This window comes from Streptomyces sp. WM6372, assembly GCF_001279655.1.
In the GTDB taxonomy this organism is placed as follows: Bacteria; Actinomycetota; Actinomycetes; order Streptomycetales; family Streptomycetaceae; genus Streptomyces.
Genome location: NZ_LGDB01000187.1, coordinates 57,795 through 78,885, shown reverse-complemented (window position 1 = coordinate 78,885; position 21,091 = coordinate 57,795). Strand labels below are relative to the sequence as shown.

Below are 21,091 nucleotides of genomic sequence, written 5' to 3'. Positions count from 1 at the left end.
GTTGGGGACGTGTCCGCCGCCGCAGCCCTCGATGTGGAAGGCGTGGATGGTGCGCCCGTCCAGGACGCGCAGGGTGTCCTCGACGGACAGGCACTCGTTGAGGCCGTCGCTGTGCAGGGCGACTTGGACGTCGTGCTCCTCGGCGACCCGCAGGGCGGTGTCCAGGGCGCGGGTGTGCGCGCCCATGTCCTCGTGGACCTTGAAGCCCGAGGCGCCGCCCTCGGCCAGGGCCTCGATCAGCGGGGCTGGGTCGGAGGAGGAACCGCGGGCGAGGAAGCCGATGTTGACGGGCCAGGCGTCGAAGGCGTTGAACGCGTGCTTCAGCGCCCAGGGCGAGTTGACGCCGACGCCCCAGACCGGGCCGAACTCCTGGCCGATGATCGTGGTGACGCCCGCGGCGAGCGAGGCCTCCATGACGCGCGGGGACAGCAGGTGCACGTGGGTGTCGACGGCGCCGGCGGTGGCGATCAGGCCCTCGCCGGAGACGATCGACGTGCCGGTGCCGACCACGACGTCGACCCCGTCGAGGGTGTCCGGGTTGCCGGCCCGGCCGATCGCGTGGATGCGGCCCTCGCGGATGCCGATGGAGACCTTGCGGATGCCGAGGACGGCGTCGATGACCAGGACGTTGCTGATCACGACGTCGCAGGTCTCGCGGACGGCGGCGGCCTTCAAGTGCAGGCCGTCGCGGGCGGTCTTGCCGAAGCCGGCCAGGAACTCGTCGCCGGGCTTCTGGGCGTCGTGCTCGACCCGGACGGTGAGCCCGGAGTCGCCGAGCCGGACCCGGTCGCCGGCGCGGGGGCCGAAGACGGAGGCGTACTCGTGGGGGTCGATGTGCCGGCTGCCCGGCGCACAGTGGTCGCTGTGCGGAGTCTTCTTGCTCATGCGGAGGTTCCTCCCGCGTGCGGGCCGTCGGTGTCGGGGGCGGCGGTGGCTCCGCCGGAGGCCGGTGCCGCGCCGCCGCGGGCCGCGCCGGTCCCGGCCGCGTGCCCGTCCTCGGTGTCCTGGTGCGCCCCGGCGCCCAGGTACCCGCACGCCGCCGCCCTCGTCAGCGCCTGCGACTTGGCGCCCGGGGCGTCCAGGGGTCCGTCGACCAGCCCGGCGAAGCCGATCGCGATGCGGTCGCCGCCGATGGGGACGAGGCCGACCTCGGCCTCGCCGTGCGGGTCGAACCGTACGGAGGAGCCCGCGGGCACGCAGAGCCGCATGCCGTAGGCCGCGGCGCGGTCGAAGTCGAGGCGGGGATTGGCCTCGAAGAAGTGGAAGTGGGAGGTGACGCTCACCGGCACGGAGGCCGTGTTGCGCACGTGCAGGTGCAGCGCCGGCTCCGGCTGGGGGGCGCCGGGGCCGGGTACGACCGCTCCCGGGGCGTCCTCGCCGAGCGGCACCGCGCCCCGGATCGGGGCCGAGACCACCGCGAGGCGGGAGCCGTCGTCGAAGACGGCCTCCACGTGCACCTCGGTGACCACGTCGGCGACGCCGGGCAGCACATCGGCCGGGCCCAGCACGCTGCGGGCCTCCTCGATGGCCTCCGCGAGCCGCTTGCCGTCGCGCGCCGCCTCGCAGACCGTGTCCGCGATGAGCGCGGTGGCCTCCGGGACGTTGAGCCTGAGACCGCGGGCCCTGCGGGCCCTGGCCAGTTCCGCGGCGCTGCGCAGCAGCAGCCGGTCGCGCTCCGTAGGGGTCAGCCGCACGCCGATCCACCACCTTTTGAGTCGATGGGTTAGAGCATCACTCTAACTCTTCATTTCTCCGCAATGAAGCATTGACCTGGGACCAGGGGTTAGGTCACATTGAGTGTCGTTCAAACACATGCGAACCACCCCCCGCCCTGCCAAGGGAGTCCCCCATGCCCATCGAACAGCGCGGAGTCGACACCATCCCCGAGGAGGAGCGGACGAGCGGTCCCCGTGACCTGATCTCGATCCTGCTCGGCTCCAACCTCTGCCTCGGCGTGATCGTGTTCGGCTGGCTGCCCCCGTCCTTCGGACTGGGCCTGTGGCCCTCGGTCACCGCCATCGTGACCGGCACGCTCGTCGGCATCGCCTTCACCGCGCCGCTGGCGCTGGTTTCCCTGCGCACGGCGACCAACCTCTCCACCTCCAGCGGCGCCCAGTTCGGCGTCCGCGGCCGGCTCGTCGGCTCGGTCGTCGGCCTGCTGCTCTCGCTCGGCTACACCGCCCTCACCCTGTGGATCGGCGGCGACGTCATGGTCGGCGTCCTGTCCCGGCTCACCGGACTGCCGGACACCGGCGTCTCGCGGGCCGTGATGTACGGGGTACTGGCCGCGTGTACCGTCGTCGGGGCCGTCTTCGGCTACCGGCTGCTGCTGCGCATGAGCAAGGTGCTCTCCATCGGCATGGTGATCCTGCTCGCCGTCGGCCTCTACGCCTACGCCCCCGACTTCACCACCGCCGCCCCGCCGCAGACCTCGTACCTGCTCGGCTCCTTCTGGCCGACCTGGCTGCTCGCCGCCGTCGCCGCCGGGCTCAGCGGGCCCGTCGCCTTCATCACCCTGCTCGGCGACTACACCCGCTACATCTCCCCCCGCGAGCACGGCTCCCGCACGGTGTTCTGGTCCACGGCCCTCGGCCTGCTGATCGGCCTGCTGATCCCGCAGCTGTTCGGCACCTACACCGCGCTCGCCGCCAAGGCCGGCGCCGACTACGCCGGGCCCCTCGTCGACGCCGCGCCGTTCTGGTACCTGCTGCCGCTGCTCGCCGCGGCCGCGGCCGGCTCGGTGGGCAACGCCGGGCTGATGCTCTACTCCATGGGCCTCGACCTCGACGCCATCGTGCCCAAGGCCACGCGTGCCAAGGCCACCCTGGTCGCCGCCGCCGTGGCCACCGCGTTCGTCTTCGTCGGCTCCTTCGAGTGGGACGTGCAGTCGGCGATGACCTCGTTCGTCCTGCTGCTGACCGCGATCGGCACCCCGTGGGCCGTGATCACCCTGATCGGCTACGTCCGCTGCCGCGGGCAGTACGACGCCGACGCGCTCCAGGTCTTCAACCGCCGCTCGGTAGGCGGGATCTACTGGTACCGCGCCGGCTGGAACGTGGCCGCCACCGCCTCCTGGGCCGTGGGCGCCGCAGTGGGCCTGCTCGCCGTGACCACCCCGTTCTACGAGGGCCCGCTGCTCGCCCTGACCGGCGGAGTGGACTGCTCCTTCGTCCTGTCCGGCCTGGTCGGCGGCCTGGTCTACACGGCCCTGACGCTGCGGACCGCGCGCACGACCGCGGCCGCGGGTGCGGCCGCACCCGCCGGCGCGAGCGACGCCGCGGGCAAGGTGGCGGTCGCCGTCGACTGACGGCAGCCCCCGCAACCGGTGCACGGCGCGGGCCCCGGGGGATGTCCCCCCGGGGCCCGCGTGGCCTTCGCCGCCGCCCGCTAACGGCAGTTGTTCGCCGTCGTCGCCTGGGTGGCCGCGGTGTCCAGCGCCTGGATCTGCGGCTGGAGCTGGGTGATCGCGTCCTTGCCGGTGGTGTCGCCCGGCAGGTCCTCGTAGGCCTTCTTCAGGTTCTCCGCGGCCGACGTCACGGCGTCCTTCTCGGCCGACTTCAGTGCCGAGGTGTTCTCCTTGACGTTCTTCCAGTCGGTCTGGACCGCGTCGTACGCCGATTTCAGCTGGTCCTTGGTGGCCGTGGCCGGATTCAGCGCCTTGAGCGCGGCGTTGTCCGACTTCAGCTGGACCAGGTTGGTGCACAGCGCGGCGCTGGCCGACGAGGCTGCCTCCTGCGGCGTCGCGTTGTCGTCGCTGGAGCACGCCGAGGCGCCGAGTACCGCGGCCGCGCAGAGCAGGCCGGAGGCAACGAACCGCTTCATGGGGATCCGCCTTCCCGTCGGCCCGGACGGCCGACGCACGTGAGATTCACCCCGGTGGGGGCGCACCGTGCCGCCCGGAGCCGGTGTCCGGCGCCGCATCGGCAGGCGCGATCAACGTCGCACGCCGGTATGCCCACCGCATCTCCGTACGGGCCGGACCCGCGCGCCGGCACCGGGCGGCGGGAGCGGCCGCGAGGCCTGCGGGCCCTGCCCCGGGAGGGCCGCCGCGCCGGAGGCGGGCGACGGCGCGGAACACTCCCGGCGTACCCCCGTACGGGTGGCCCGAACGGGTGCGGCGCCCTCTCCCACCGCCCGGCGGACCGGCCCCGGACGCACGACGAGGCCCCGGCCTCCCGGCCGGGACCTCGTGACTGCCGCGCTGCGGACTAGCCCAGCGGGTGCATCCAGCCGTGGGTGTCGGCGGTGCGGCCGGTCTGGAGCTCCAGCAGGGCCGTGCGGAGCTTCATGGTGACCTCGCCGGGCTCGCCGGTGCCCTGGGTCCAGTTGGCGCGCTCGGACTTGACCGAGCCGACCGGGGTGATGACCGCGGCGGTGCCGCAGGCGAACACCTCGGTCAGGGTGCCGTTCTCGTTGTCGCGCTTCCAGTCCTCGGTGGAGATACGTCCCTCCTCGGCGGTGTAGCCGAGGTCGCGGGCGATGGTGAGGAGGGAGTCGCGGGTGATGCCCGGCAGCAGCGAGCCGGTCAGCTCCGGGGTGACGATGCGGTCGCCGTACACGAAGTACAGGTTCATGCCCCCCATCTCCTCGATCCAGCGGTGCTCGACCGCGTCGAGCCAGACCACCTGGTCGCAGCCGTGCTCGGCGGCCTGGGCCTGGGCGACGAGGGAGGCCGCGTAGTTGCCGCCGGTCTTGGCCGCGCCCGTACCGCCCTTGACGGCGCGGACGTACTCCTCGGAGAGCCAGACGGAGACGGGCTTGACGCCGCCGGGGAAGTACGCGCCGGCGGGCGAGGCGATGACCATGAAGAGGAACTCGTTGGCCGGGCGGACGCCGAGGCCGACCTCGGACGCGAACATGAACGGCCGCAGGTACAGGGAGGCCTCGCCGGAGGCGGGCACCCAGGCGCTGTCCTGCTTGATGAGCGCGTCGCAGGCCTCGATGAAGAGATCGGCCGGCAGCTCCGGCATCGCCATGCGGCGGGCGGAGGCCTGGAAGCGCTCGGCGTTGGCCCGCGGGCGGAACGTGGCGACGGTGCCGTCGGGCTGGCGGTAGGCCTTGAGGCCCTCGAAGATCGTCTGCGCGTAGTGCAGGGTCATGTTCGCCGGGTCGATCGACAGCGGCGCGTACGGGACCAGCTCGGCGTCGTGCCAGCCGCGGCCCTCGGTCCACTTGATCGTCACCATGTGGTCGGTGAAGTGGCGGCCGAAGCCGGGGCTGGCCAGGATCGCCTCGCGCTCCGCATCGGACAGCGGGTTCGAGGAGGGCTTGAGCTCGATCGTGGGCGTCGTCATGAGTGCTTGTCCTTCACCGGTTTCGTAGGGCGGACCGCGCTCACGGCGTACCAGGACGTCCGAGCTTCCCGCATTCCGCGGTCTCGCGTTCGATTATCGCGCGCGAGGTGCCTTCGGAGAAGCGGGGGTGAAGCGGAGTGAATGCGGCCCAGGGGAGATGGTGGCACCCGGGGCCGCACAGGAAAAGCCGCCGGGTGCGTCGTGCGCGCGACCCGGCGGCTTCCTGAGGTGGAGCTGCCGGGTCAGCCGGCTACTCGGGCGGCGAGCGCGTCGCCGATCTGCTCGGTGCTGCGGAAGGTCCCGTCGCGCTCCGCGAGGTCGGCGGAGACGGCGTCCTCGATGCGGACGGCCTGGGCCTCGTAGCCGAGGTGGCGCAGCAGGAGGGCGACCGAGAGGATCGTCGCGGTCGGGTCGGCCTTGCCGGTGCCCGCGATGTCCGGGGCCGAGCCGTGGACCGGCTCGAACATGGACGGGAAGGTGCCGGTCGGGTTGATGTTCCCGGAGGCGGCGAGGCCGATTCCGCCGGTCACGGCGGCGGCCAGGTCGGTGAGGATGTCACCGAAGAGGTTGTCCGTGACGATGACGTCGAAGCGCTCGGGCTGCGTGACGAAGAAGATCGTCGCGGCGTCGACGTGCAGGTAGTCGGTGGTGACCTCGGGGTACTCCTGGCCGACCTTGTCGAAGATGTTCTTCCACATGTGGCCCGCGTACACGAGGACGTTGTTCTTGTGGACCAGCGTCAGCTTCTTGCGCGGACGGGCGTTGGCCCGCTCGTACGCGTCACGCACGACGCGCTCCACGCCGTACGCGGTGTTGATGCTGACCTCGGTGGCCACCTCGGCGGGCGTACCGGTGCGCAGGCTGCCGCCGTTGCCGGTGTACGGGCCCTCGGTGCCCTCGCGGACCACGACGAAGTCGATCTCCGGACGGCCGGCGAGCGGGGTGGCCGTGTTGGGGAACAGCTTCGACGGGCGCAGGTTGATGAAGTGGTCGAAGGCGAAGCGGAGCTTCAGCAGCAGGCCGCGCTCCAGCACGCCGGACGGGACCGACGGGTCGCCGATGGCACCCAGCAGGATCGCGTCGTGGTGCTTGAGGGCTTCGAGCTCCCCGTCCGGGAGGGTCTCACCGGTGCGGTGCCAGCGCTGGGCGCCGAGGTCGTACTCCTTGGTCTCCAGCTTCACGTCCTGGGGCAGGACCGCGGTAAGGACCTTGAGGCCCTGAGCCACGACTTCCTGGCCGATGCCATCACCGGGGATCACTGCGAGATTGATGCTGGTCGACATGTCGGAACCGTACTCCCTGTCCCAGCCCTCGGGCATATCCCGTCCACCATGTGGACCAATACGCCCGAGGGACGGGCTGCTCAGTGGCCGGTCGAGCCGCCGTTGTCCCGGCGGTCGAGGGCGCGCTGGAGGGCGGCCGCGGCGTTCTTGCGGTCGGCGTCGGCGGTGGAGGAGTGGCGGACGCGGCGGGCTGCGGTGGATGCGGTCATGGTGATCGACTCCTTGAGATCACGGCGTGGCGGGGCCACGGATGAGGGGTTCCTTCAAGGCGCCGGAAGAGGCGGGGAGCGGTGCGCGGCAGGGGTTGCCTGCCCAAGGGCGCGCGCTCTCGACCGCCATTCGCCGGATCGGCGAGACGTTCGGCTTCTACAAAGCTAGGGCAGGTCCCGTTGTATGTCTCCGCAATTAGTCGGGCTTCCTACTATCTGAGACGGGCAAGCCCTCGGAAGGCCCCTCCACGGGCCTGCGATTCACGCCTTCTCGGAGCGAAGTTCCCTGATCAGAGCCCGTACGGCGAGGGTCGAGGCGGACTCCGGCGTGGTGACGTATCCCACCCGTCTCACCGGCCCCGAAGGGCCCAGTCCGGTGATGTCCACGGCGTCCGTGGCCTCGCGGAGCGACAGCTCGGGCAGGATCGCCATGCCGAGCCCGCGCCCGACCATGGTCAGCACCATCCCGTCGTCCTCCGCCTTGACGGTGGCCCGCGGGATCCAGTCCTGGGCCCGCCACCAGTCGCGGGTGTACGAGCCGCAGTTCTCGTCCCAGTCCAGCAGGGGCAGGGCCTTCGGGTCCGGGTGTCCGGCGGGGTGGACCAGGGCGTACGCCTCCTCCCGGAGCACCCCGGTCAGCAGGCCGGTCCCTCCCTGCTCCCGCGCCGCGGGGCCGGTCGCGTTCAGCGTCGCGATGCCGAGGTCGGCGCGGCCCGCGGCCACCTCCCCGGCCGTGCCGGCACCGAGCTCGCGCACCACCCGGACCTCGGGACGGATGCCGGGGTGGCGGGCCGTGAGCCGCTCCAGGGCCGGGGGCAGCAGGTGCAGGGCCGCGCTGCGGAACGCCGCGATGCGCAGCACGCCCTCCACCGCGTCCCGGTCCGGCGCGGTCCGGCCGGCGCCGCGCGCCTCCGCGCCGAGGACCTCGTACAGCCGCAGGATCCGGCGGGCGAGGGCGACGGCCCGCTCCCCCGCCGGGGTGGGCGAGGCTCCGCCGCGCCCGCGCTCGAAGAGGACCGCGCCGACCTTGGCCTCGCTGCCGCGCACCGAGTGCGACACGGCCGACTGGGTGAGGCCGAGCCGGACGGCTGCGGCGGAGAAGCCGCCGGTCTCGGCGACGGCGACCAGGATCCGGAGTTCGTGCGGGGCGAGCTCGGCCACGGCGGCTCTCACCTCGTTCTATGAGCGGTGTTCATGGATGTGCGGCTTCCATGAACGCAACCCCCTGCCCGGGCCGGTGATTCCTTCCTAGCGTCCTCGGTCATGACCACGAACCACACCGCTCACGCCGTCCACCTGACCGCCCGCCCCTCCGGCTTCCCCGTCGCGACCGACTTCGCGTACGTGGCGGCCCCGGTCCCCTCCCCCGCCGCGGGCACCGCCCTCGTGCAGAACCTCCTGCTCTCGGTGGACCCGTACCACCGCGGGCTGATGGACGGCGGCGAGGGCGGCTTCGAGCTGAACACCCCGCTGGAGGGCCGCGCGGTGGGCCGGGTGCTCGCCTCCCGCGACCCGGGGCTGCGCGAGGGCGACCTGGTCTTCCACCGCGAGGGCTGGCGTACGCACGCCCTGGTCACGCTCGGCGCGAACGGCACCCGCAAGCTGCGCGGCCACGCGGGCGTCCCGCTGGAGGCGTACCTGAGCATCCTCGGCGGCACCGGCCTGACCGCGTACGCCGCCCTCACCCGGACCGCGGCGCTGCGCGAGGGCGAGGACCTGTTCGTCTCGGCCGCGGCGGGCGGGGTCGGCACCGCCACCGGGCACATCGCACGGCTGCTGGGCGCCCGCCGGATCATCGGCAGCGCGGGCTCGGCGGCGAAGGTCCGCCACCTGACCGACGCGCTCGGCTTCGACGCGGCCTTCGACTACCACGACGGGCCGGTCGGCGAGCAGCTCGCGCAGGCCGCGCCCGACGGCATCGACGTGTACGTGGACAACGTGGGCGGAGAGCACCTGGCCGGCGCGATCGACGTACTGCGCGAGTACGGGCGGATCGCCTGGGTCGGCGGGATCTCGATGTACAACGGGGACCGCTCGCCGGCCGCGCCGCGCAACCTCTTCGAGGTCGTCCACAAGTCGTTGCGCCTGGAAGGGGTATTGGTTCGCAATCACACCAATTTGCAGGACGAGTTGGAGGACTTCCTGGTCCCCCACCTGCAGAGCGGCCGGATCGGCACGGACACCACCGTTGTACAGGGAATTGATCACACGGTGGATGCCTTCCTGGGCATGCTGCGAGGCGACAATCTGGGCAAAATGCTTGTCCGTCTCGGGGACTGAATCCAGCCAACCGGATGTTCACCGACTTCTTACCGCACGGATGTAGACCTTTGACCCGGCGCCCGCCACTCTTTCCGTCAATGTGCCAGCGGGGCACTTGAGTTGGAGGCGAGTAGCCAGTGACACCGATCAGCCGCAGAGGTTTCGTGGGAATCGGCGCCGGGCTGATGGCCGGGGCCGCCCTGCCGGCGATCGCGCCGACGTCGGCGGCCGCTGCCGCCGCGACCGGCACGATCACCGACGTGAAGCACGTGGTGATCCTGATGCAGGAGAACCGCAGCTTCGACCACTACTTCGGCAGGCTGAAGGGTGTCCGCGGCTTCGGCGACCGCGCCGCCGGCAACATCCCGGGCGGCTGGGGCATGTTCAACCAGCCGAACTGGGGCGGCCGCCAGTACCCGTGGAAGCTCAGCTCCACCCCCGCGGCCGGCGGTGTCGACGGCGAGACGCTCGCCCAGTGCAACGGCGACCTCCCGCACAGCTGGACCTCGCAGCACGCCGCCTGGAACAAGGGCCGGATGGACAACTGGGTCCTCGGCGTCGGCAACACCCGCACCCTCGGCTACCTCGACCGGGGGGACATACCCTTCCACTACGGGCTCGCCGACAACTACACCATCTGCGACGCCTACTTCTGCTCCACGCTGAGCGCGACCGGCCCGAACCGCACCTTCCTGTGGAGCGGCAAGGTCGACGCGGGCAGCAAGGACGGCGGCGACGAGTCCGGGCTGACCTGGGAGACGTACGCAGAGGCCCTCCAGCGGGCCGGCATGAGCTGGAAGGTCTACCAGAACGCCCAGGACAACTACGGGGACAACGGGCTCGCCTACTTCAGGAAGTTCACGGACGCGGCGCCGGGCAACCCGCTGTGGGACCGCGGCATGGGCTCCGTCCCCAAGGTCACCGGCTCCACCCCCGACGACATCGCGGCCGCCATCCGCGCGGACGTCGTCGCCGGCACCCTGCCGCAGGTCTCCTGGGTCGTCGCGAACGAGGCCTTCTCGGAGCACCCGTACGCCCCGCCCGGCGACGGCGCACACTTCGTGGACCTGGTCTACCGGGCGCTGGCCGCGAACCCCGAGGTCTTCGACTCCAGCGTCCTCTTCCTCAACTACGACGAGAACGACGGCTTCTTCGACCACGTCCCGCCGCCCGTCGCCCCGCCCGGCACCCCGGGCGAGTACATCGACGGCACCCCGATCGGCCTCGGCTTCCGCGTGCCGATGATCGTCATGTCCCCGTGGACCCGCGGCGGCTGGGTGAGCTCGGAGGTCTTCGACCACACCTCGGTGCTCCGGTTCATGGAGCGATGGACGGCGGCCCTCGGCACCCCGGCGAACTGTCCGAACATCAGCGACTGGCGCCGCAAGGTGACCGGCGACCTGACCGGCGTCTTCGACTTCGCGCGCCCGGTGTACGGGGTGCCGTCCGGACTGCCCTCGACCGCGAAGGTCATCGGCCAGGCGACCTGCGGCCCGCTCCCCAACCCGGCGCCGCAGGACAACGCGCTCCCGGTCCAGGAGGCCGGCACCCGCCCGGCGCGCGCCCTTCCGTACCAGGTGAACGGCAACCTGGACCGCTTCGAGTTCGGTGCGGCCGGCAAGATCCTGGCCTGGTTCTCGATGACCAACCAGGGCGCGCAGGCGAAGCAGGCGGCCCACTTCTCGATCCACCCGCACCAGTACCGGGACACGGCGGCCTGGCAGTACACGGTGGACCCGGGCGCGACGGCGACGGACTACTTCAACATCGGGCTCGGCAGCGGCTCCGGGAAGTACGACATCTCGATGTACGGACCCAACCGCTTCCTGCGCCGGTTCATCGGCGACGCGTCGAAGGCGGGCAAGGCGATCGAGGTGGCGGCCCGCTTCGCGGTGGAGCCGGGCACGGGCAAGACGGCGCTCTACTTCAAGATGACGAACACGTCGGCCGCGCCCGTCACCTTCACGATCCGCTCGAACGCCTACCGCTCGGACGGCCCGTGGACGTACACCGTCCCGGCGAACTCCTCGCGCGAGGACTACTTCAACGCGGTCGCGTACAACGACGGCTGGTACGACTTCACGATCCTCGCGGACAACGACGGCACCTGGTCGCGCCGCTACACGGGCCACATCGAGACGGGGGCGCCGAGCATCAGCGGCAGCTAGAGCACGTCCCCGTCCCGCCAGTCGAAGTCGAGCCGCCCGGCGGGGTCCAGCCGGATCCCGCCGGGCGGCACCCACACGTAGGTGGATCCCTCCTCGTCGGGGAGGCGCACCGGCCCGTCCGGCGACAGCGCCCCGACCGGGCCCGGCCACACCGCCCAGCCGCGGCCGAGGTAGAGCCCGGCCCCGTCCTGCGACGCCGACAGCGCGCCCAGCACGTAGGCCCGCGCGACGATCCGTTCGAGCTCGGCCATGACCTGCCCGCCGAGGCCCCGCCGCCGTGAGCCGGCCCGTACGGCGACGGCCTCGACGTACCCGGTCCGCAGGGCCCGCCCCCCGTGCACGACCCGGCGCTGCACCACGCTGCCGTGCGCGACGAGCGCCCCGTCCGGGTCCCGGACCAGCACGTGCATCCCGCCGAGGGCGTGCTCGAAGTCCTCCTCGCCGAAGTCCCCCTCGAAGGCCTCGTCCAGCAGGGCGCGCACCTCGCGGAGCTCCTCGCCGCCCATCCCGGCGGTGTGTGCGACGCGCACGGCCCTCACCTCTCCAGCCAGTCGGTGTACCAGGTGCGGAAGTCCGGGCCCTCGGGCAGGCAGGTCCCGAAGTCCTGGTCCAGGTGCCAGAGCTGACCGGCGAGCGGCCCGCCCAGGATCAGCCTCGTATACGTGCCGCACCCCTGTTCGGCGAGCACGAGCGTGCCCAGGGTCAGCCCCTCGCGCTCGTCGAACCTCCGGTTCGCGTCGAACGGACGGGGTTCCCGGATCGGGCAGGGCGCGGCCAGCCGGCCCGGGCGCCGGTCGTCCTCCCACTCCCCGTCCACCGCCCGGTCGTCGTCGGCCTCCGGGCGCGGGGTGATCAGCGGCATCAGCCCGTGGTGGGGGCCCGCGGGGCCGTCGCCGACCGTCGTGACGAACGCCCGGTACTCCTCGGGCAGCCGGATGCCGTGCTCCCTTTCGAAGGCCCGGACCTCCACCTCCGGGAGCGGCGCGGCCAGCTCGTACCGGAGGGCCTTCGCCCGCAGCCGCGCCCGTACGGCGTCCGCGTCCCAGTCACTCATCCCGCGACCGTACCAAGGACCGCATTGCGGACGCCGGACGCCGTCCACCGGCCGGAATCGGCCGACGCGGCCCTGGCGGTCTGGACCATTGCCTCGGCAGACTCGCCCCATGTCGCCCGATACCCAGCAGTGGAACCCGATCCACGGCCAGCCGTACCGTCCCGCCCCCTACCGGCCCGAGCGGATGGCGAGCGGCGAATCGCTCGCGCGCGCCGCCGAGTTGCGGGAGCGCATGGACGAGCGGCGGACCGTACGCCACTTCTCCCCCGACCCCGTTCCGGAGCAGGTCGTCCGGGACGCGATCGCGTGCGCGGCGACCGCGCCGTCCGGGGCGCACCAGCAGCCGTGGACGTTCGTCCTGGTCAAGGACCCGGCGGTGCGCCGGCAGATCCGCGACGCCGCCGAGCAGGAGGAGCTGATCTCGTACGACGGCCGCCTCGGCGACGAATGGCTCGCCGCCCTGCGCCCGCTCGGCACCGACGCCGTCAAGACCCACCTCACCGACGCCCCGGCGCTGATCGTGGTCTTCCAGCAGCGCTACTGGCTCGGCCCGGACGGCACGAAGCGCAAGCACTACTACGTGGACGAGTCGGTCGGCATCGCGGTCGGCATGCTCCTGACCGCCCTCCACCTGTCGGGCCTCGCGGCCCTGATCCACACCCCGAGCCCGATGCGCTTCCTCTCCCACGTCCTGCACCGCCCGGAGAACGAGAAGGCCTTCGCGGTCATCCCGGTCGGCTACCCGTCCGACGACTGCGAGGTCCCGGACCTGACCCGCAAGCCCCTGGACCAGGTCATGGTCGAGGTCTAGGTCCAGGTCCAGGTCTGGCTCCCGGTCCCGGTCCCGGTCCGGGTCTGGATCGAGGTCGAGGTCCGCTGCTCTACGGGGCTTCGTGGACGCGCGTCAGGAGGGCCAGCAGCTGCTCGCGTTCCCCCGGGGTCAGGGGGGACAGGAACGCGGCGTTCGCCGCCTCGGCCAGGGCGGCGCAGCGGGCGAGCGCGGCCGTGCCCGCCGGGGTGAGGGTGATGGCGTTCTTGCGGCGGTCCGCCGGGTCCGGGGCCCGCAGGAGGAGGCCGGCGGCTTCCAGGTGGTTGAGGAGCCCGACCAGGTCCTTGGGGTCGATGCCGAGCCGGCGGCCGAGGTCGGCCTGGGCCACCGGGCCGTACTCGGCGGTCGCCGCCAGGACCGCGTGGTGCGCGAGCTTCAGCCCCTCCGCGGCGAGCGCCTCGGCGACCAGGCCGCGGCCGCGCGCCGCGACCCGCCCGGCGAGCCAGCTCGGGAGGGCCTGGATGTGTGCGAGGGCCGAGGTCATGAGCCCAGCCTAGCAATTCATTGGGATTCCCCACGATCTCGTATACCGTTGGGATCCCCAACGAATTCCACACGGTCCGGGAGGTCCTGTGCTGCGCATCCGCCACGAGGTCAACGGCGGCCCCGAGGTGTTGTTCGCCGAGGAGGCGGACGTGCCCGTCCCCGCCCCCGGGGAGTTGCTCGTCGCGGTCGAGGCCGTCGGGGTCACGCTGCCCGTCGTGCGCAAGGTGCGGGAGGGCGACGGGCCGGTACCGCTCGGCGGCGAGGTCGCGGGAACCGTGGCCGCGCTCGGCGAGGGAGTGCGGGGGTTCGCCGTCGGCGACCGGGTCACCGGGCTGTGCTTCGGCCACGGGTACGCCGAGTACGCGCTCCTCGCCGCCCCCTTCGCCTCCCCCGTCCCCGACGGGGCGAGCTCCGTCGACGCCGTCGCGCTCGTGCGCAGCGGGCTCGTCGCCCGGGGCGCCTGGGAGGCCGGGCAGGTCCGCCCCGGGGAGTCCGTGCTGGTCACGGCCGCCGCGAGCGGGGTCGGCAGCCTCGCGCTCCAACTGGCCCGGGCCGGCGGGGCGGGCCGCCTGGTCGCCGCCGTCTCCAGCCCGGACAAGGCCGGGTTCGTGCGCGGCCTCGGCGCCGACGAGGTCGTGCTGTACGGCGAACCCGCCGCCTGGGGCGACCCGTACGACGTGGTCCTCGACGGGGTCGGCGGCGAGCTGCTCGGCCCCGCCGTGCGGGCCCTGGCCACGGGCGGCCGGCTGGTGGCGTACGGCTCGGGCGGCGGCTCGGTGGAGGCGTACGAACTGCTGGTGCGCGGCGCCTCGATGATCGGCTTCCAGATCCGGGCCGTCGCGCAGGGCCGGCCCGGGGCGTACGAGGCCTGGCGGCGCGAGCTGTGGAAGGCGTACGCGGACGGCTCGCTGCGCCCCGCCGTGCACGGGGAGCTCCCGCTGGCCGAGGCGGCCCGGGCGCACGCGCTGATCGAGGAGCGGCGCAACCTCGGCAAGGTGGTCCTGATCCCCTGACCGGACAGGGGCACGACTGGGACCGCCCCCGTTCCGGACGTGGAAGTACCGGAACGGGGGCGGAGTTCAGCAGGGGGCCTGGATCAGCCCATGTGCGGGTACGCGTAGTCCGTCGGCGCGACCAGCGTCTCCTTGATGGAGCGCGTCGAGGTCCAGCGCATCAGGTTCGACGCGGCGCCCGCCTTGTCGTTCGTACCCGAGGCGCGGCCGCCGCCGAACGGCTGCTGGCCGACCACGGCGCCGGTCGACTTGTCGTTGATGTAGAAGTTGCCCGCCGCGAAGCGGAGCTTCTCCATCGCGTCCGCCGCCGCGTAGCGGTCACCGGCGATGATCGAGCCGGTCAGCGCGTACGCCGACACCGACTCCATCTGGGCCAGCATCGCGTCGAACTCGGCGTCCTCGTACACGTGGATCGCCAGGATCGGGCCGAAGTACTCGGTCGTGAAGACCTCGTTCTCCGGGTCGGTGCACGCGATGACGGTCGGGCGGACGAAGTAGCCCTCCGAGTCGTCGTACGTGCCACCGGCGATGATCTCGCAGGTCGGGTCGGCGATCGCACGGTCGATCGCGGCCTTGTTCTTCGCGAACGAACGCTCGTCGATGACGGCGCCGATGAAGTGGGTCAGGTCGCGGACGTCACCCATGGTGATGCCGTCGACCTCGGCCGCGAAGGCCTCCTTGAAGCCGTCGTTCCAGATCGAGGCCGGGACGTAGGCGCGCGAGGACGCCGAGCACTTCTGGCCCTGGAACTCGAAGGAACCGCGGGTCAGGGCGGTCTTCAGGACGGCGCGGTCCGCGGACGGGTGCGCCACGACGAAGTCCTTGCCGCCGGTCTCGCCGACCAGGCGCGGGTAGGACTTGTACTTCTCGATGTTGTTGCCGACCGTCTTCCACAGGTACTGGAAGGTCTTGGTCGAACCGGTGAAGTGGATGCCGGCCAGCTCGGGGTGGTTCAGGGCCACCTCGGAGACGGCGATGCCGTCGCCCGTCACCAGGTTGATGACGCCCTTGGGCAGGCCGGCCTCCTCCAGGAGCTCCATCAGGAGGACCGCGGAGTGGGTCTGCGTCGGGGAGGGCTTCCACACGACCACGTTGCCCATCAGGGCCGGGGCGGTCGGCAGGTTGCCCGCGATGGCCGTGAAGTTGAACGGCGTGATCGCGTAGACGAAGCCCTCCAGCGGGCGGTGGTCGCTGCGGTTCCACACGCCGGCGGAGTTCGCGACCGGCTGCTCGGCCAGGATCTGGCGGGCGAAGTGGACGTTGAAGCGCCAGAAGTCGACGAGCTCGCACGGGGTGTCGATCTCGGCCTGCTGCGCGGTCTTCGACTGGCCCAGCATGGTGGAGGCGGCCAGCTTCTCGCGCCACGGGCCGGACAGCAGCTCGGCGGCGCGCAGGATGATCGCGGCGCGGTCGTCGAAGGACATCGAGCGCCAGGCCGGGGCGGCGGCCAGGGCGGCGTCGACGGCATCCTGGGCGTCGGCCTGGGTGGCGTTCGCGTACGTGCCGATGACCGACTTGTGGTCGTGCGGCTGCACGACGTCGAAGCGCTCGCCGCCGCCCATCCGCTTGACGCCGTTGATCGTCATGGGCAGGTCGATCGGGTTCTCGGACAGCTGCTTCAGCTGCGTTTCGAGGCGCGCGCGCTCCGGGGTACCGGGGGCGTACGAGTGGACCGGCTCGTTGACCGGCACGGGGACCTGGGTCACAGCATCCATGGGGCTGGTAACTCCTTGACCTGGTTCTTGGCTAGTTCTTGGTGATCATCGAGCGGAGGAAGAACAGGAGGTTGGCCGGCTTCTCGGCGAGGCGCCGCATGAAGTAGCCGTACCAGTCCGTCCCGTACGCGGTGTAGACGCGCATGCGGTGGCCCTCGGCGGCGAGGCGCAGGTGCTCCTCGCTGCGGATGCCGTACAGCATCTGGAACTCGTACTCGTCCAGCTTGCGCCCGGCCTTGCGGGCGAGCTCCTGCGCGATGGCGATCAGGCGCGGGTCGTGCGACCCGATCATCGGGTAGCCCTCGCCCTCCATCAGCGTCTTCAGGATGCGGACGTACGCCTTGTCGATCTCGGCCTTGTCCTGGTACGCGACCTCGGCGGGCTCCTTGTAGGCGCCCTTCACGATCCGCACGCGGCTGCCGGCGGCGGCCAGGCGGCGGGCGTCGGCCTCGGTGCGGAAGAGGTACGCCTGGATCACGCAGCCGGTCTGCGGGAAGTCCCGGCGCAGTTCCTCGTGGATGGCGAACATCGAGTCGAGGGTGGTGTGGTCCTCGGCGTCCAGCGTGACGGTGGTGCCGATGGCCGCGGCGGCCTCGACGACCGGGCGGACGTTGGCGAGCGCGAGCTCGTGGCCGCCCTCCAGCGCCTGGCCGAACATCGACAGCTTGACCGACATCTCGGCCTTCTCGCCGAGGCCGAGGTCCGCCAGGTGCGCGATGAGGTCGAGGTAGGCGTCACGCGCTGCGTGGGACTGCTCCACGGTGGTGATGTCCTCGCCCACCACGTCGAGCGTGAGCTCCAGGCCCTTCTCCGTGAGGTCCACGACGATCGGGATGACCTGGTCGACCGTCTCACCGGGGATGAACCGGTTCACCACGGGCTTGGTCACCGGGGCGGCAGAGACGATTCGGCGCATCTTGTCGCTGCGCGAAGCGGCGAGGATCGCGGGACCCAGCACGGGGCACCTCCAACAGGTGGCAGAAGCAGTCATACGGTCCGCGCGGGGGGTGGGCGGGGCCGTAAAGAAAACGCAAGTAAAACCACCGTGAAACCTAAGGATCGCTTTGATCCTCTGCCATCGACAGCTGTCACGCATCCGTGTCCCCGATCTCATACATCTGTCTGAAGACCGGCTTTCCGGGTGGGAGAATGTCCGGGTGAAGGGCGATTACCAGGACCTGGTGGATGAGATCTCGGCGCTCCTCGGCGCCCCGGCTACGCTGGAGAACCGGGATTTCCGCCTCATCGCCTTCGGCGCGCACGACAGCGACGACGATCTCGCGATGGACCCCGTCCGCACCCGTTCGATCCTGACCCGCCAGTCGACGGCGGCCGTGCGGTCCTGGTTCGAGGGCTTCGGCATCGCGCGGGCGACGGGGCCGGTGCGGATCCCGGCGGCGCCGGACGCGGGGGTCTTCCGGGGGCGGATCTGCCTGCCGGTGCGCTACCGCGGCATCGTGCAGGGGTACGTGTGGCTCCTCGACCAGGAGCCCGGCCCCGGGCCGGACGCCCTGGCGGCGGCCATGGAGGTGGCCGAGCGCATCGGGATCCTGCTCGCCGAGGAGGCGAAGGCGGGGGCCGACCTGTCCAGGGAGTTCCGGGCGGTGCTCACCGCCGGGCAGGGCTGGCAGCAGGACATGGCGGTGGCCGCGCTCCGGCTGGCCCTGGGCCCGGGGGGTGAGGGGCTGCACGCGGTGGTGTGCGTGGAGCCGTGGTCCGGTGAGGTCCCGGCGTCGGTGCCGGGCGCGGCGGCGGTGTGCACGGTTCCCCGGCCGGGGCGCGGGGAGGACGCGGGCCGGTCCGGCGGGACCGGGGCGGGGCCGGGCGGCCCCGGTGCCGAGGCCTCCGGACCGGCCGCCCGGGCGGAGCGGAGGGCCGGCCAGGCACTCGCCGTCCTGGTCAGGCTCCGCTCGGCGGAGGTGCTCGCCCCCGCCCTCGGCGTCGCGACCCGGCTGCTGGCGGGCGGCTCGGCGACCGCCGGCATCGCGGAGCCCCGCCGGGGGCCGGCGGCGCTGGCCGACGCCTGGTCGGAGGCTTCGGCGGCGGCGCGGGCGGCCGCGGCCCAGCCCCGGTTCGGCCCGGTGGCCCAGTGGTCGGCGATCGGCCCGTACCGGATGCTGGCGGCCCTGGCGGCCGCCGACCCGGCGGGCGACCCGGCGACCCGGGTCCTGCTCGGTCCGGCCCACCGGGAACTCGCCCGTACCGCCGAACTGTTCCTGGACTGCGCGGGCCAGGCGGGCCGCGCGGCGGCGGCCCTGGGCATCCACCGCCAGACCCTGTACTACCGGCTCGCCCGGGTGGAGCAGCTGACCGGCCTGGACCTGGACGAGGGCGAGGACCGCCTGTTGCTCCACATGGCCCTCAAGGCGGCCCGCCTGTACGGCTGAACGCGGGCGCGGGCGCACCTCGTGAGCGGCCGCGCCGGTGCACCCCGTACGCGCGGCACCCGCACTCAGGCGGGGTCGGCGGCTCCCTCGTCCTTCACCATCGTCTCCGCGGCGCGCCGCATTCCCTCCGTCAACTCCTCGGCGGTGACGGCGTTCTCGGGGTTGTACAGCCACTGCACCATCATCCCGGCGACCAGTACCTGGTAGAGCCCGCCGAGCGTCCGGACGTCCCGCTCGTCGAGCTGCCCCTCCGGGATGCCCGTGAACATCTCGGTCAGTCCCTTGCGCCCCTCGCCCTCCGAGGACACCACCATCTCCCGCAGTTCCGGCAGCCGGTCGCGGTTCATCGCGATCTCCAGGCTGGCCGCCCACATCGGGGCCGCCCGGTCGCGCTGTCCGATCATGCCGTCCCAGACCGAGCGGAAGCGTTCGAGCGAACCGCCTTCACCCGTGACGTCCGGTTTGAAGGAGTCGCCCCACTCCTCGGCCATCGCGATGAACGCCTGCGTGAGCAAGGCGTCCTTCGAGCCGTAGTGGTAGCCGATCGACGCCAGGTTCGCGCCGGAGGCGTTGACGATGTCGCGCGCGGTCGTCCGCACGAAACCCTTCTCGACCAGGCACTTCTTGGCGCCTTCGAGCAGATCTTCACGGTGTCCCATGCGCTCACCGTATCAAGACAACCGTCCCAGACGTCAGTCACAGACAACAGTCCCATACGGACGTACTAGACAAGCGTTTATGACGCTTGTACATTGCCGCTCATGACGAACTCCGCCGCACCTCTCGCCGGCCGCCGGGAATGGATCGCCTTCACCGTCCTCCTGCTGCCCCTGCTCCTGGTCTCGATGGACGTCTCCGTCCTCTACTTCGCCATCCCGGCGATCACCCGCGAGCTCGACCCGAGCGCCACCCAGCAGCTCTGGATCTTCGACAGCTACGCCTTCGCCCTCGCCGGCCTGCTCATCACGATGGGTTCGCTCGGCGACCGGATCGGCCGCCGCAAGCTGCTGCTGACGGGCGCGACCGCCTTCGGGCTCGCCTCCGTCGGCGCCGCCTACGCCACCAGCGCCGAGATGCTGATCGCGGCCCGCGTGCTGCTCGGGATCGGCGGGGCGACCCTGATGCCCTCCACGCTGGCGCTCGTACGCAACCTCTTCCAGGACGCCGGGCAGCGCGGCCGGGCCATCGCCATCTGGTCCGGGGCCATGACGGGCGGCATCGCCCTCGGCTCGGTGATGAGCGGCGTGATGCTGAACCACTTCTGGTGGGGTTCGGTCTTCCTGATCAACGTGCCCGCGATGCTGCTCCTGCTGGTCCTCGTCCCGGTGCTGGTCCCGGAGTTCAAGGACCCGGCGCCCGGCCGCTTCGACCTGCTGAGCGTGCCGCTGTCGACGGCCGCCGTGCTCCCGGTGGTGTACGGCCTCAAGGAGATCGCCGCCGAGGGACCGGAGCCGCTCCACCTGGTCTGCGTCGCCGTGGGTCTGGCCCTCGGGTTCGTCTTCGTCCGCCGCCAGCGCACCCGTGACGACGCCATGATCAGCCGGGCGCTCTTCGGGGGCCGGGGCTTCGGCGCGGGGATCGCCCTCAACACCATCGCCGCCTTCGCCATGATGGGCTCGGCCTACTTCACCACCCAGTACCTCCAGTCGGTGCTCGGCATGGGCACGCTGGAGGCGGCCCTGTGGAGCCTCGCGCCCTCGCTCCTCATCGGCGCCGCCGCGCCGGTCAGCGCGGCCCTGGCACAGAAGACCGACCGGGCGTACGTCATCGCCGGCGGCTTCGTCCTCGCCGCCGCCGGGTTCGCCCTGATCGGCCTCGTTGGCAGCGACTCCCTGTGGCTGCTGCTGACCGGCGCCGGCGTACTGGCCTCCGGCATCGTCACCGTGATGTCCCTGGTCTCCGACATGGCGCTGGGCGCGGCCCCCGCGGAGAAGGCCGGCTCGGCCGCGTCCCTGCTGGAGACCGGCCAGGAGTTCGGCGGCGCGCTCGGCATGGCGGTCCTGGGCAGCCTCGGCACCGCCGTCTACCGCTCCGACCTGCCGGGCGCCGAGCCCGCCGTCCGGGAGACCCTGGGCGGCGCCGTCGCCACCGCCCGGCAGCTGGGCGGCGGCGCCGGCGAGCAGGTACTGGCCCTGGCCCGGGAGGCCTTCGTCCACGGCATGCAGTACGCCGCCTGGGGCGGTACGGCCCTGCTGCTGGCGGCGGCCCTGCTCGCCGCGGGCCTGCTGCGGGGGGTCGGTGTCCCCGCGGCACACCTCGCCGAGGAACCCAGCGCGGACGCCGCCGCGAACGCCGCCGCGGAACCCGCCGAGCAGGCTCCGGCCCTCGCCGGCTGACCCCCGTACGGCACCGGCCTGGCGGAGCGGCGGCGGAACACGGCGAAGGGCCCGG

At 72.2% G+C, this 21,091-nt stretch carries 20 protein-coding genes; 7 read left to right on the top strand and 13 right to left on the bottom strand.

The genetic code is table 11. The annotated features are described in order from the left end of the window. Together ADK52_RS19915 and ureA are read right to left on the bottom strand one after the other, a co-directional pair. Positions 1 to 885, bottom strand: an 885-nt coding sequence (locus ADK52_RS19915; protein ID WP_199828523.1) for an urease subunit alpha, incomplete at its 3' end; no start/stop codon positions are given. Further along, positions 882 to 1,694: an urease subunit gamma gene (gene ureA / locus ADK52_RS19910; protein WP_078988463.1), complete on the bottom strand. Its 813-nt coding sequence runs from the start codon at positions 1,692 to 1,694 to the stop codon at positions 882 to 884. The genes ureA and ADK52_RS19915, both read right to left, overlap by 4 nt. A 155-nt stretch (positions 1,695 to 1,849) precedes the next feature. On the opposite strand from ureA, the gene ADK52_RS19905 reads away from it, so the two are divergent. Further along, complete coding sequence (locus tag ADK52_RS19905) at positions 1,850 to 3,307, top strand: cytosine permease (protein ID WP_053691186.1); 1,458 nt, start codon at positions 1,850 to 1,852, stop codon at positions 3,305 to 3,307. Positions 3,308 to 3,387: 80 nt separating this feature from the next. Here ADK52_RS19905 and ADK52_RS19900 read toward each other — a convergent pair whose 3' ends face one another. The 5 genes from ADK52_RS19900 to ADK52_RS19885 form a co-directional block, all read right to left on the bottom strand. Beyond that, positions 3,388 to 3,822 carry a hypothetical protein gene (locus ADK52_RS19900; RefSeq protein ID WP_053691185.1) on the bottom strand — a complete coding sequence of 145 codons (435 nt, stop codon included), beginning with the start codon at positions 3,820 to 3,822 and terminating at the stop codon, positions 3,388 to 3,390. A gap of 386 nt (positions 3,823 to 4,208) precedes the next feature. Then, complete coding sequence (locus ADK52_RS19895; protein WP_053691184.1) at positions 4,209 to 5,294, bottom strand: branched-chain amino acid aminotransferase; 1,086 nt, start codon at positions 5,292 to 5,294, stop codon at positions 4,209 to 4,211. 242 nt (positions 5,295 to 5,536) lie between these two features. Further along, a complete protein-coding gene (locus ADK52_RS19890; protein ID WP_053691194.1) occupies positions 5,537 to 6,577 on the bottom strand; it encodes a 3-isopropylmalate dehydrogenase in 1,041 nt (346 codons plus the stop codon). Positions 6,578 to 6,657: 80 nt separating this feature from the next. After that, entirely contained in the window at positions 6,658 to 6,786 is a 129-nt protein-coding gene (locus ADK52_RS44530; RefSeq protein ID WP_266625109.1) for a hypothetical protein, read from the bottom strand. A 261-nt stretch (positions 6,787 to 7,047) separates the two neighbouring features. Beyond that, complete coding sequence (locus tag ADK52_RS19885) at positions 7,048 to 7,947, bottom strand: LysR family transcriptional regulator (RefSeq protein ID WP_053691183.1); 900 nt, start codon at positions 7,945 to 7,947, stop codon at positions 7,048 to 7,050. A 102-nt stretch (positions 7,948 to 8,049) separates the two neighbouring features. On the opposite strand from ADK52_RS19885, the gene ADK52_RS19880 reads away from it, so the two are divergent. Together ADK52_RS19880 and ADK52_RS19875 are read left to right on the top strand one after the other, a co-directional pair. Further along, a complete protein-coding gene (locus tag ADK52_RS19880) occupies positions 8,050 to 9,066 on the top strand; it encodes an NADP-dependent oxidoreductase (protein WP_053691182.1) in 1,017 nt (338 codons plus the stop codon). Positions 9,067 to 9,185: 119 nt separating this feature from the next. Next, on the top strand, positions 9,186 to 11,216 hold the full coding sequence (locus ADK52_RS19875; protein WP_053691181.1) for a phosphocholine-specific phospholipase C: 2,031 nt from the start codon (positions 9,186 to 9,188) through the stop codon (positions 11,214 to 11,216). On the opposite strand, the gene ADK52_RS19870 is transcribed toward ADK52_RS19875, so the two are convergent. Beyond that, entirely contained in the window at positions 11,213 to 11,722 is a 510-nt protein-coding gene (locus ADK52_RS19870) for a GNAT family N-acetyltransferase (RefSeq protein ID WP_053691193.1), read from the bottom strand. The genes ADK52_RS19875 and ADK52_RS19870 overlap by 4 nt on opposite strands. A 29-nt stretch (positions 11,723 to 11,751) precedes the next feature. Continuing rightward, positions 11,752 to 12,270 carry an SMI1/KNR4 family protein gene (locus ADK52_RS19865; protein WP_053691180.1) on the bottom strand — a complete coding sequence of 173 codons (519 nt, stop codon included), beginning with the start codon at positions 12,268 to 12,270 and terminating at the stop codon, positions 11,752 to 11,754. A gap of 109 nt (positions 12,271 to 12,379) precedes the next feature. Here ADK52_RS19865 and ADK52_RS19860 point away from each other — a divergent pair, with 109 nt between their 5' ends. Beyond that, on the top strand, positions 12,380 to 13,081 hold the full coding sequence (locus tag ADK52_RS19860; RefSeq protein ID WP_053691179.1) for a nitroreductase family protein: 702 nt from the start codon (positions 12,380 to 12,382) through the stop codon (positions 13,079 to 13,081). Between the two features lie 70 nt (positions 13,082 to 13,151). Here the strand turns inward: ADK52_RS19860 and ADK52_RS19855 are convergent, their stop codons facing one another. Continuing rightward, entirely contained in the window at positions 13,152 to 13,583 is a 432-nt protein-coding gene (locus ADK52_RS19855) for a MarR family winged helix-turn-helix transcriptional regulator (protein ID WP_053691178.1), read from the bottom strand. A gap of 88 nt (positions 13,584 to 13,671) precedes the next feature. Between ADK52_RS19855 and ADK52_RS19850 the strand changes: the two genes are divergently transcribed. Beyond that, positions 13,672 to 14,598, top strand: a complete 927-nt coding sequence (locus ADK52_RS19850) for a quinone oxidoreductase family protein (protein ID WP_053691177.1) — start codon at positions 13,672 to 13,674, stop codon at positions 14,596 to 14,598. Between the two features lie 83 nt (positions 14,599 to 14,681). Here ADK52_RS19850 and pruA read toward each other — a convergent pair whose 3' ends face one another. Both pruA and ADK52_RS19840 read right to left on the bottom strand, forming a co-directional pair. Then, complete coding sequence (pruA, locus tag ADK52_RS19845) at positions 14,682 to 16,313, bottom strand: L-glutamate gamma-semialdehyde dehydrogenase (RefSeq protein WP_053691176.1); 1,632 nt, start codon at positions 16,311 to 16,313, stop codon at positions 14,682 to 14,684. Positions 16,314 to 16,344: 31 nt separating this feature from the next. After that, positions 16,345 to 17,271 carry a proline dehydrogenase family protein gene (locus ADK52_RS19840; protein ID WP_053691175.1) on the bottom strand — a complete coding sequence of 309 codons (927 nt, stop codon included), beginning with the start codon at positions 17,269 to 17,271 and terminating at the stop codon, positions 16,345 to 16,347. 199 nt (positions 17,272 to 17,470) lie between these two features. On the opposite strand from ADK52_RS19840, the gene ADK52_RS44525 reads away from it, so the two are divergent. Continuing rightward, the gene (locus ADK52_RS44525) at positions 17,471 to 18,700 is read left to right on the top strand and encodes a helix-turn-helix domain-containing protein (protein WP_053691174.1); all 1,230 of its coding nucleotides are present in this window, start codon (positions 17,471 to 17,473) and stop codon (positions 18,698 to 18,700) included. 65 nt (positions 18,701 to 18,765) lie between these two features. Here ADK52_RS44525 and ADK52_RS19830 read toward each other — a convergent pair whose 3' ends face one another. Next, positions 18,766 to 19,359: a TetR/AcrR family transcriptional regulator gene (locus tag ADK52_RS19830; protein WP_053691173.1), complete on the bottom strand. Its 594-nt coding sequence runs from the start codon at positions 19,357 to 19,359 to the stop codon at positions 18,766 to 18,768. 102 nt (positions 19,360 to 19,461) lie between these two features. On the opposite strand from ADK52_RS19830, the gene ADK52_RS19825 reads away from it, so the two are divergent. After that, positions 19,462 to 21,036: an MFS transporter gene (locus tag ADK52_RS19825; protein WP_053691172.1), complete on the top strand. Its 1,575-nt coding sequence runs from the start codon at positions 19,462 to 19,464 to the stop codon at positions 21,034 to 21,036. Positions 21,037 to 21,091: the final 55 nt, after the last annotated feature.